General features: G+C 62.7%; 10 protein-coding genes and 1 pseudogene. 4 read left to right on the top strand and 7 right to left on the bottom strand.

Annotated features, from left to right (window positions below):
• From H0W47_RS17595 to folC, 4 genes and pseudogenes are all read right to left on the bottom strand, one after another.
• Window positions 1-161, bottom strand: a pseudogene (locus H0W47_RS17595) (amidophosphoribosyltransferase); the annotation flags it as partial.
• A 50-nt stretch (window positions 162-211) separates the two neighbouring features.
• On the bottom strand, window positions 212-706 hold the full coding sequence (locus tag H0W47_RS17590; protein WP_296926747.1) for a CvpA family protein: 495 nt from the start codon (window positions 704-706) through the stop codon (window positions 212-214).
• Between the two features lie 16 nt (window positions 707-722).
• Complete coding sequence (locus H0W47_RS17585) at window positions 723-1,487, bottom strand: SPOR domain-containing protein (RefSeq protein WP_296926745.1); 765 nt, start codon at window positions 1,485-1,487, stop codon at window positions 723-725.
• 17 nt (window positions 1,488-1,504) lie between these two features.
• A complete protein-coding gene (folC, locus tag H0W47_RS17580; protein ID WP_296926743.1) occupies window positions 1,505-2,833 on the bottom strand; it encodes a bifunctional tetrahydrofolate synthase/dihydrofolate synthase in 1,329 nt (442 codons plus the stop codon).
• A 161-nt stretch (window positions 2,834-2,994) separates the two neighbouring features.
• Between folC and H0W47_RS17575 the strand changes: the two genes are divergently transcribed.
• Together H0W47_RS17575 and H0W47_RS17570 are read left to right on the top strand one after the other, a co-directional pair.
• A complete protein-coding gene (locus H0W47_RS17575; protein WP_296926741.1) occupies window positions 2,995-3,342 on the top strand; it encodes an arsenate reductase in 348 nt (115 codons plus the stop codon).
• A 174-nt stretch (window positions 3,343-3,516) separates the two neighbouring features.
• Window positions 3,517-4,272: a glycine zipper 2TM domain-containing protein gene (locus H0W47_RS17570; protein WP_296926739.1), complete on the top strand. Its 756-nt coding sequence runs from the start codon at window positions 3,517-3,519 to the stop codon at window positions 4,270-4,272.
• Between the two features lie 85 nt (window positions 4,273-4,357).
• Here H0W47_RS17570 and H0W47_RS17565 read toward each other — a convergent pair whose 3' ends face one another.
• Both H0W47_RS17565 and H0W47_RS17560 read right to left on the bottom strand, forming a co-directional pair.
• Window positions 4,358-5,137, bottom strand: coding sequence for an anti-sigma factor (locus H0W47_RS17565; protein ID WP_296926737.1), 780 nt, complete (start codon window positions 5,135-5,137; stop codon window positions 4,358-4,360).
• A gap of 79 nt (window positions 5,138-5,216) precedes the next feature.
• The gene (locus H0W47_RS17560) at window positions 5,217-5,792 is read right to left on the bottom strand and encodes a sigma-70 family RNA polymerase sigma factor (protein ID WP_296926735.1); all 576 of its coding nucleotides are present in this window, start codon (window positions 5,790-5,792) and stop codon (window positions 5,217-5,219) included.
• Window positions 5,793-5,941: 149 nt separating this feature from the next.
• Here H0W47_RS17560 and H0W47_RS17555 point away from each other — a divergent pair, with 149 nt between their 5' ends.
• Both H0W47_RS17555 and argG read left to right on the top strand, forming a co-directional pair.
• Window positions 5,942-6,259: a pyrimidine/purine nucleoside phosphorylase gene (locus H0W47_RS17555; RefSeq protein ID WP_296926733.1), complete on the top strand. Its 318-nt coding sequence runs from the start codon at window positions 5,942-5,944 to the stop codon at window positions 6,257-6,259.
• Window positions 6,260-6,329: 70 nt separating this feature from the next.
• On the top strand, window positions 6,330-7,661 hold the full coding sequence (argG, locus tag H0W47_RS17550) for an argininosuccinate synthase (RefSeq protein WP_296926732.1): 1,332 nt from the start codon (window positions 6,330-6,332) through the stop codon (window positions 7,659-7,661).
• A 67-nt stretch (window positions 7,662-7,728) separates the two neighbouring features.
• Here the strand turns inward: argG and H0W47_RS17545 are convergent.
• Window positions 7,729-9,827 (bottom strand): DUF3427 domain-containing protein (locus H0W47_RS17545; RefSeq protein ID WP_296926730.1); only part of this gene is annotated, 2,099 nt, incomplete at its 5' end.

The raw sequence follows: 9,827 nt of genomic DNA, 5'->3' as shown, positions 1-9,827 counted from the left end.
ACGTCGCGCACCATCCCTTTGGCCTTGTGCATGAAGAACTTGCGGCCCTGCTGCGTGACGATGCCCGCGGCATCCTGGCCGCGGTGCTGCAGCAGCAGCAAGCCGTCATAAATCAGCTGGTTCACCGGGGCGTTGCTGACAACACCGACTATTCCGCACATAGAGTTCCGTTCATAAAATTTCTACGGGCTGCACGCCAAAAACGAACGCACTAGCTCCACTCGCCGAGATACTTTCCGAACTGCTCTGGCAGCAAGGGCTTCAAGCCCCTGAGCGCCGCGCTCGTCACCTCGGCGCCTTGCGACTCTTGCCACCACACGGCGCTTTTGAAGGCCGTCATGTTGATCACTACCGTCACCGCCAGCAGCAGTATCACGCCGCGCACCAGGCCGAAGGCAGCGCCCAGGGTGCGGTCTACTGGCCTGAGGCCGATGGCCTCGAACAGCTTCCTGATCAGCACCGCCACCAGCCCTGCCGCAAACACCGCCACGATAAAAATCAGCACGAAGGCCGCCGCATAACGCACCGGCTCCGAGACACTCTGCAGGGGCAGCATCAGGGCCACATCCGGTGCCAGCCACTGCGCCAGATAAAACGACGCCGCCCAGCCGAGCAATGACAACACCTCGTATACCAGCCCGCGCCAGGCACCGATCAGCAACGACAAGGCCAGTACGCCCAGGAAAGCCAGATCGACAACGCCCACGCCGCGCCAAGTCCTTCTACAGGGTCAGGATGGACGCAGGCAAGTCAAGCCCCTTGATCTTGCTGGCGGCCTTGTCGGCGTCTTCCCTGGTCGCAAAGGGCCCGACGCGAACCCGGGTGCGCTTGCCGTCCTTGGTGTCTGCCACCTGGGTATAGGTCTTCAACCCCGCCCGCTCCAGCTTCTGGCGTACTTCTCGCGCCTTGGCTTCATCGGCAAAAGCGCCTACCTGCACGACCAGCCGGCCGTCCGCATCGGTGCTGACCACCTTGGCTGCGGCTGGCGCGGCGGCGGCAGTTGCTGGCTTGCCTTCCAGCAGGGCCTTGGCGCGCGTTGCCTCGTCAGTGGCCGCGGGCGTTTTGGCCACCGCTTTGGGCTCCGGCTTTGCTTCACTTTTTATAGCAGACTGCGCAGGTTTGGCGGGGGCAGCAGGCTTGTCAGACACAATTTCTTCGCTGGGCGTCAGGCTGGCCGGTGCCGCGACCTTGTCAGCAGCGGGGGCTGGCGCGCTGGCCGTCACCTTGGGCGCGGCCGCAGCAGGCGCCGGCATCACCAACGGTTTGACGGTGTTTTTTCCAGGAATCTCGATCGGGATATCCACTGCCACTGGTCGCGGCTGGGTGTCGAACAGCAGGGGGAAACCAACCACGCCGATCAGTACCAGCACCACCGCGCCTATCAGCCGGTGTTTGGCGCGCTTGCGCATGGCCTCGACACTCTCAGCAGGGCCGGCAGCCCCGGCAGCGGTGGTGGGTGAACCCCGGCGAAAGTTGAAAAACGGCATGGTGGTGGCGGTGTCCGTTAGGTGTCGGTGGAGGAGGAAGCGGGACGCCCTGGCTTGGCGTGCGGGGCGAAAAGACGGGGCAGACCCTCTTTCAACACAGCCCCCACCGTGTAGAACGATCCGAACACCACAATTCTATCAGCGGGGTCTGCAGCGGCCACCGCTGCCTGCAGCGCCTGGACCGGGCTGGCGAACACCTGCGCCGTCACGTCCGGACGCTGCTTGCCGGCCTGCCAGCGCGCCATCAAACCGGCGCCGCTGGCCGCACGTGGCGTGGGCAGATCGGTGAAGTACCAGCGGTCCACCAAGGGGCCGACGCGCTGCAGCATGGCCGCCAGGTCTTTGTCGGCCATGGCGCCGAACACCGCGTGGGTGCAGGGGTAAAAACCCATGGCATCCAGGTTCTCGGCCAGCGCCGCCACCGAGTGCGGGTTGTGCGCCACGTCCAGCACCAGGGTCGGCTGGCCGGAGATGATCTGGAAGCGCCCCGGCAGCTCGACCATGCCCAGCCCGTTGCGTACGGCCTGCGCCGTCACTGGCAACCGGTCGCGCAAGGTCGTCAGCGCTGCCAGCACGCCCGACGCATTGACCAGCTGGTTGGCACCGCGCAGCGCCGGGTAGGCCAGGCCGGCATACCTCCGGCCGCGCCCCGCCCAGGCCCACTGCAGCTTGTCGCCAGAAAAATTGAAGTCGCGGCCCAGGCGCCACAGGTCAGCGCCCACTTCGGCAGCGCGTTCCAGCACACTTTGCGGCGGCACCGGGTCGCCCACCACCACCGGTTTGCCGGCGCGCATGATGCCGGCTTTTTCGAAACCGATGGCCTCGCGGTCCACGCCCAGCAGCTCGGTGTGGTCGATGTCGATGCTGGTGATCAGCGCGCAGTCGGCATCGATGATGTTGACCGAGTCGAGCCGCCCGCCGACGCCGACCTCCAGAATCACCACGTCCAGCTTTGCCTCGGCCAGCAGGCTGAAAATGGCGAGCATGGTGAACTCGAAGTAAGTCAGCGAGGTGTCGCCGCGCGCGGCCTCGACCCGCTCGAAGTGCGGCAGCAGGGCCGCCCCCTGCACCATCTCGCCGCGGACGCGGCAACGCTCTTCAAAATGCACCAGATGCGGCGAGGTGTAAAGCCCGGTGCGGTAACCGGCCTGTCCCAGAATGGCTTCGAGCATGGCGCAGCTTGAGCCCTTGCCATTGGTGCCAGCCACGGTGATGACCGGGCAGGCAAAGGCCAGGTCCATGGTTTGGGCCACGCTGCGCACGCGGTCCAGGCCGAGCGCAATCGTGGTGGGGTGCAGTCGCTCGCAGTAGGCGAGCCAGTCGTCCAGGGTATTGAGCTTGTCCATAGAGGGCACTATTGTCGCCGCTGGCGCTTACACGCCGGCCACAGGCTCGCCTGGACCCCGCGCCGCGAGAGGTCTATTTGCTATTGAATTAGTAGCTGCTAACGACCGTCCGACGGGGGCTGAGGTCCTGTTTGGCACAAAATCGTGTCAAAATACACCGCATGATCACTGTTTACGGCATACCCAACTGCGACACCGTCAAAAAGGCCCGCGCCTGGCTGGCGGCCCAAGGCCTGGGCCACGAATTTCACGACTTCAAGAAGCTGGGCGTGCCGGCTGACCGGCTACGGGTCTGGGAACAAGCCGTCGGCTGGCAAAAACTGCTGAACCGCCAGGGCACGACCTGGCGCAAGCTGGATCTGGCCGTGCAGGCCGGCGCCACGGACGCCGCCGGTGCGCTGGCGGTGATGCAGGCCCATGCCAGCGTGATCAAACGCCCGGTGGTCGAATGGCCCAATGGGCAGATCAGCGTCGGATTCGACGCTGTGGCCTGGGCTGCACAAGCCTGACAGCGCTCGCCCTCCACGCTTTACAAAGCTACAGATGAGCAGCTTTACAGTGATTTACCTGAACTTGTGTCCACCAAAAACCTCTGAATCATTAAACTGGGAACGATTGAACTGGAATGACCCATCGCGGGCGCATCAAAACGCGTTTCCAGCAGGCTCTAAGGAATGCAAATCATGAAAAAATTACTTGTTTTATCGACAGTTGCCGCTTCCGGTCTGTTCGCCATGAATGCGTCGGCCATGGACATCCTGGCTCGCGTGATCTCCAGCACCCCGGTGGTGCAGCAAATCAGCGTGCCGCAGCAGTTCTGCAGCCACCAGCCCATGGTTATGCAGTCACCACCCTCGGGCGCGGGTGCAGTGATGGGCGCACTGGCCGGCGGGGCCATGGGCAATGCCATCGGTGACGGTGGCGGCCGCGCGCTGGCCACCATGATCGGCCTGGTCGGTGGCGCGATGGTCGGCAACAACATCGAAGGCAACCGCAGCCAGGTGCAAAACGTCCAGCAGTGCGGCACCCAGACCAGTTACCAGAACCGCACCACGCACTACAACGTGGTGTATGAATACGCGAGCAGGCAGTACACCATCCAGATGCCCAGCGATCCCGGCCCCTATGTGCGTCTGCAGATGACGCCGGTCGGCGCCATGCCTTCGCCGCAGGCCTCGGTGCAGCCCGGTTTTCCCCAGCCCCAGCAGGCCTACGGCCAGCCCATTTACAACCAGCCCACGTACAACCAACCTGTGTACAGCCAGCCCGTGTACAACCAACCGATCTATTCGCAACCGGTCTACAGCCAGCCTGTGTACGTGCAGCAGGCCCCGGTTTTCTACCCGGGTTATGGCTACTACTCGCGGCCTTATTACCCGCCAGTCGGCCTGTCGTTCAACTTCGGCTACAGCCGTGGTGGATACCACCACTGGCGCTGAGACGTGGCAGGACGGGTCATCGCCAACAAAAAAGGGCTGCATGTTGCAGCCCTTTTTTGTTGGCGGGGTGCGCAAGGCGCAGCGGCTACAGCGTGGTCTGGATCAGCGCCCCCTTGAACAGCACCGGCCCGCTGGGGCCGCTACCCATCGACACGCCGCCCTTGGGCTCGAGGCTGATCGCCAACGCTGGCACCTGGTTGACCGCCTCGTGACCTGCCGGCAGGCGCACCACCGCACCTTCGCCCAGCACGCCCAGCGATTTGGGGCCACCGGCTTGCGGCAGCGCCCAGAGCTGCAGCGACTTGTCGGGCGAAGGGTGGAACTGCCCCACGTGCTTGAGTCGCAGCTGGTTGTGTTTGGGGTCGTAGGTCACCAGCACAGCTGGCGCTGACTTGTCGTCGGCCAGTACAGCCACGTACTGAATTTCAGGCGTGGCGGCCAGGCGCGCGCTGAGCTCTTGCACCTGACCGTTGAGCGCGGTGTTCAGGTTCAGCCCGGTGACCACGGCCACGACCGCCGCCATGGCGCCAGCGGCCGTCGCGCCGCGCCAAAGGCCCAGACTGGCCCACCAGCCGCCGCTGGCAACTGCGGCCGGCGGCTGCCGCGCCGCCTGCATGGCTTTGGCCTGTTTGTCGGCGTTGACCAGGTTTTCGATGCGTTTCCAGACCGCAGGGCTGGGCACCGTCTGCGGCTGCAGCTCGGCCACCGAGGCCATCCGGCCCTGCCAGATCAGCGCAGCAGCGCGCACGGGCGCGTGGGTGCGTGCCAGCGCCTCGAAGCGTCGGCGGGCGCCGCCGCGCAGCGTGCCCAGCGCATAGCTGGCGGCCAGCTGCTCGACCAGCGAGGGGTTGCGCGTGATATTCATGACAAACCTTCTTCCAGAAGTTTCCCGTCACGATTGACGGGAACAAACAAATTTCAATTCACTGCCGAGTCCTGCGGGCTCATGCAAACCGCGACATGCAGCCGCGCAGTTGCTCCAACCCGCGGCGTATCCAGGTTTTCACGGTGCCCAGCGGCAGCTTGAGCTGCTCGGCCAGTTCGCCGTGGCTCAGGTCGCGCATGTAGGCCAGACTCACCACCTCGCGCTGCTTGTTGTCGAGCTGGCTCAGGCACTGGTGCAGCGCCCAGGCCTGCTCGCCGGCCAGCGCGGTGTCCATGGGGTTGGGCGAATCACCTTCCACCGTCTCGGCCATCACATCGTCAAGTTCCAGCGCCGCATCGGCACGCTCCGAGGTGCGCCTGCGTAAAAAATCCAGTCCCCTACTCCGCACAATCAGGCACATCCAGGCCATGGGCGGGGACAGCGTGGCCTTGTAGTCGCCCGCGATGCGCCAGATGTTCAGGAAAGCCTCCTGCAGCACATCCTCGGCCCAGTTGCGGTTGCTGACCACCCGCACCGCCACACCGTAAAGCTTGGACGAGGTCAGCTCGTACAGCTCCCTGAGGGCCGATTCGTCGGCCTGGGCTACGCGGTCAATGAGCGCGATCAAATGGGTATCCGGGCTTTCTGCATTCATGGACAGCATTGTCCTGCATTCCATATACGCCCGAAACCGGGCAATGGATTCATGCGGTCAGCCGCCGGCACGCGCGGGTAACCTAAAATCGACGGTTTTGCATGACCGGCCCTGTTCCGGCCGTTTCCACGTTTTTCCCCCAGCACACCATGACCACAGAAAAAATCGACAACATCAGCGTCACCACCCAAGCCAATGTGTATTTCGACGGCAAGTGTGTGAGCCACGGCATCACCTTCGCCGACGGCACAAAAAAATCGGTTGGCGTGGTGTTGCCCTCCACTCTGACCTTCAACACCGGCGCGCCCGAGATCATGGAATGTGTGGCCGGCGCCTGTGAATACAAACTCGCCGGCAGCGACAGCTGGGTCAAGTCCTCGGCCGGCGAAAAGTTCAGGGTGCCGGGAAACTCGAGTTTCGAGATCCGGGTGACCGAGGCCTACCACTACATCTGCCATTTCGGCTGATCCGCAGGGCGGCTTACTTCGAATTTCATAGCAGCTCGCGCACGTTCCACAAGGGCTAGAGGCCAATTTAATGTCTAACACCATCCTGCAAAACATCCCCGCCGGCCAAAAGGTCGGCATCGCTTTCTCTGGCGGCCTCGACACCAGCGCCGCACTGTTGTGGATGAAACAGAAGGGCGCCCTGCCCTACGCCTACACCGCCAACCTGGGCCAGCCCGACGAAGCCGACTACGACGAGATCCCGCGCAAGGCCATGGAATACGGCGCGATCAAGGCGCGCCTGATTGATTGCCGCCCACAGCTGGCCGCTGAAGGCCTGGCCGCGCTGCAGGCCGGCGCCTTCCATATCACCACCGCAGGCTCGACCTACTTCAACACCACGCCGCTGGGCCGGGCCGTCACCGGCACCATGCTGGTCAGCGCCATGCAGCAGGACGATGTCAACATCTGGGGCGACGGCAGCACCTTCAAGGGCAATGACATCGAGCGCTTCTACCGCTACGGCCTGCTGACCAACCCCGCGCTGAAGATTTACAAGCCCTGGCTGGACCAGCAGTTCATCGACGAACTGGGCGGCCGCTCCGAGATGAGCGCCTTCATGACCGCCAACGGCTTTGGCTACAAGATGAGCGCCGAAAAGGCCTACAGCACCGACAGCAACATGCTGGGCGCCACGCACGAAGCCAAAGACCTGGAAAACCTCAACAGCGGCATGAAGATCGTCAACCCCATCATGGGCGTGCCGTTCTGGAAGGACGACTGCGTGGTCAAGGCCGAAGAAGTGAGCGTGACTTTTGAAGAAGGCCGGCCCGTCGCGCTCAACGGCGTGCACTACCCCGACCTGGTCAGCCTGATCCTCAAGGCCAACGAAATTGGCGGCCGCCACGGCCTGGGCATGAGCGACCAGATCGAAAACCGCATCATCGAAGCCAAGAGCCGCGGCATCTACGAAGCCCCCGGCCTGGCGCTGCTGTTCATTGCCTACGAGCGCCTGGTCACCGGCATCCACAACGAAGACACCATCGAGCAGTACCGCGACAACGGCCGCAAGCTGGGCCGCCTGCTCTACCAGGGCCGCTGGTTCGACAGCCAGGCCATCATGCTGCGCGAAACCGCCCAGCGCTGGGTCGCCAAGGCCGTGACCGGCACCGTGACCATGGAACTGCGCCGGGGGAATGACTATTCGTTGTTGAACACCGAGTCGCCTAACCTGACCTATGCGCCAGAGCGTTTGAGCATGGAAAAAGTGGAAGACGCGCCGTTCTCGCCGCTGGATCGGATTGGGCAGTTGACTATGCGGAATCTGGACATTACGGATACGCGGGCCAAGCTGCAGGTTTACTCCAATGCGGGGTTGCTGGAGTTGGGTAAGGGGGATGACTTTTTGAAGTTGGGTAAGTAAGCCAACTCAGGCAACCCCAAAAACAAAGCCCGCCAAGTGAAAGCTTGGCGGGCTTTGTCATTTCAGACTACCCCCGCAACACACTGAACTTGCGAAACAGCTCCGCCGTCAGCGGTCTATCGAGCCGCCATGTAATAGAAATCGGCCGGTCGCCTTCATGAGACACCAGTTGCACAGGCCCCACCGCGACATAGGCAGCTTCACGGTCTTCACGAACAAACAGTTGGAACTTCCAGCCATTAGCATGGCTCTCGGTGTAGCGACGTCCGGAGTTGTTATTGGGGCCAGCGCGGTTTTGCGTTTGCCAGTGGAATATCTCGGGGCTGATGGCGTAATCCTTATACTGCACGCGCTCTTCAAACCCTTCGCTTTTGTCCAGCGTCACGAACAGAATTTCAAGCTTCTCTTGCACCAACGGCAAACAGCCGCTGTCTGATAGTGGGCGTGCTGTCGGAGTCAGGTAGCCGACGGCAGACAGAATCTCCGCCCGCGTGTAGCGCCCGTGCAAAGCCAGTGTCCAGCCGTCCGGTGCACCAGGCAAGGGCAGCGGCTCCAACGAACTTCGTTCTTGCAAGATGCCTACGATCTCCAGCAACTCAGCATGCACCACGGGGTTGGCGGACACGAGCGCGAGAAACTCCGGGGGCGTAATGAGTTCCGTGCGCGTGGGCAGCAATTGGTAGGCCAGCATTTGGATGCGACGCGCGTCAACCTCGCCACCGCCTAACGCAGACTGCCAAGCAGCAAGCAGAGCCGGATCATTCGCATGCAGCAGGCTGAATATCCTGCGGACCAGGTCTGCTTCGCGCTGGCCCACAGGCGCAGGCTCCAGATTCACCCGCCGCTTCAAGCTGGTCCAGGACCGGGCATTGGCGCCACCGGTATAAATTTCATCCAACTCCAATTGGCTATCCATCAGGAAGTTGCGCAGTAACAAAGGCGTGCCGCTTTGCAGCGCAGCCCACGCCGCCAATTCCGCGCACAAACGAATCACGTTCAAGTTCAGCGCCTGCTGCAAACTGGTCAATACCCGGTCACGCGCCACCCTGTCAAACTGAATGTGCACACCCGCCGGGAGCGTGCTGAAACCGTTGGCGACTGCGTCAACAATCTGCCGCCGACTCTGCCCGGTGATCGACCGCAGCAGCACATCAAAGCGAAACTCGTTGTTGTACAGCCCGACAAAGTCCAGCACTAGGCACGCATCTTTGCCCTTGGCAAGCCGCAACCCGCGGCCGATTTGCTGCTGAAAAATCACGGGGCTTTGCGTGGGGCGCAGCAGCAGGATGGCATTGGCATCGGGGATGTCGATGCCTTCGTTGAACACATCGCAACTGCAAATAATCTTCAGTTCGCCACGGCTGAGTTGTTGCACCGCGGCCGTGCGCGCTGCCTGCGAGTCCGCGCCGGCGAGGGCTACGGCTGGCAGACCCGAGCGGTTGAAGAATTCCGCCATGAAGTTGGCATGCGCGACGCTCACGCAAAACGCCAAGCCCTTGAGCGCATCCAAGTGGGCAACGTATTTTTCAATGGCGTTGACCACCGCTCTGGCCCGCACCGCATTGCCCGACACGATGCTGGAAAGCTGCGCCACTTCGGCACCGCGCCCCCACTCCACGGTCGTCATGTCGGTGTCATCTGCGGTGGCGTAATACTCAAACGGGGCGAGCAACTGCTGGTCGAGCGCATCCCAAAGCCGCAGCGAAACGGCGGGCGATCCGTCCGGTCGGCTGTCGAAGTAGTGCATGAGGCTTTGGCCGTCGGAGCGCTCGGGCGTGGCAGTCAAGCCAAGCAGGTAGTGAGGCTTCACCGTGCCAATGAACTGGTCAAAGGTTGCGGCGGGTAAATGGTGCGCCTCGTCGACAATGACTATGCGCCAAAAGTGGAATCCCAGCTGCTCCACCAAGCGGCGGCTGTGCACGGTGTTGATCGTGGCGAAGATGTGCTCGTATTGGGCTGGCGTGTTGTCGCCATCCAACAGTTCGCCGAATACCGGGTCCCGCAATACCTGCCGGAAGGTCGATAACGCTTGCGCCAGAATTTGGGCGCGGTGGGCGATGAACAAAAGTTTTGGCGCCACGCCTTCTTCGTCTCGCAGTCGCAAGTAGTCAAACGCCGCCACCACGGTCTTGCCCGTGCCGGTGGCGGCCACCACCAGGTTGCGCC

Origin of the sequence: Polaromonas sp. (assembly GCF_013817205.1) — a bacterium.
Lineage (GTDB): Bacteria > Pseudomonadota > Gammaproteobacteria > Burkholderiales > Burkholderiaceae_C > Polaromonas.
This window is presented reverse-complemented; position numbering and strand designations above follow the sequence as displayed.

Coding starts and splice junctions, on each gene's coding strand:
- H0W47_RS17585 (WP_296926745.1), bottom strand. CDS start 1,487: ATGCCGTTTTTCAACTTTCGCCGGGGTTCACCCACCACCGCTGCCGGG.
- folC (WP_296926743.1), bottom strand. CDS start 2,833: ATGGACAAGCTCAATACCCTGGACGACTGGCTCGCCTACTGCGAGCGA.
- H0W47_RS17575 (WP_296926741.1), top strand. CDS start 2,995: ATGATCACTGTTTACGGCATACCCAACTGCGACACCGTCAAAAAGGCC.
- H0W47_RS17570 (WP_296926739.1), top strand. CDS start 3,517: ATGAAAAAATTACTTGTTTTATCGACAGTTGCCGCTTCCGGTCTGTTC.
- H0W47_RS17565 (WP_296926737.1), bottom strand. CDS start 5,137: ATGAATATCACGCGCAACCCCTCGCTGGTCGAGCAGCTGGCCGCCAGC.
- H0W47_RS17560 (WP_296926735.1), bottom strand. CDS start 5,792: ATGAATGCAGAAAGCCCGGATACCCATTTGATCGCGCTCATTGACCGC.
- H0W47_RS17555 (WP_296926733.1), top strand. CDS start 5,942: ATGACCACAGAAAAAATCGACAACATCAGCGTCACCACCCAAGCCAAT.
- argG (WP_296926732.1), top strand. CDS start 6,330: ATGTCTAACACCATCCTGCAAAACATCCCCGCCGGCCAAAAGGTCGGC.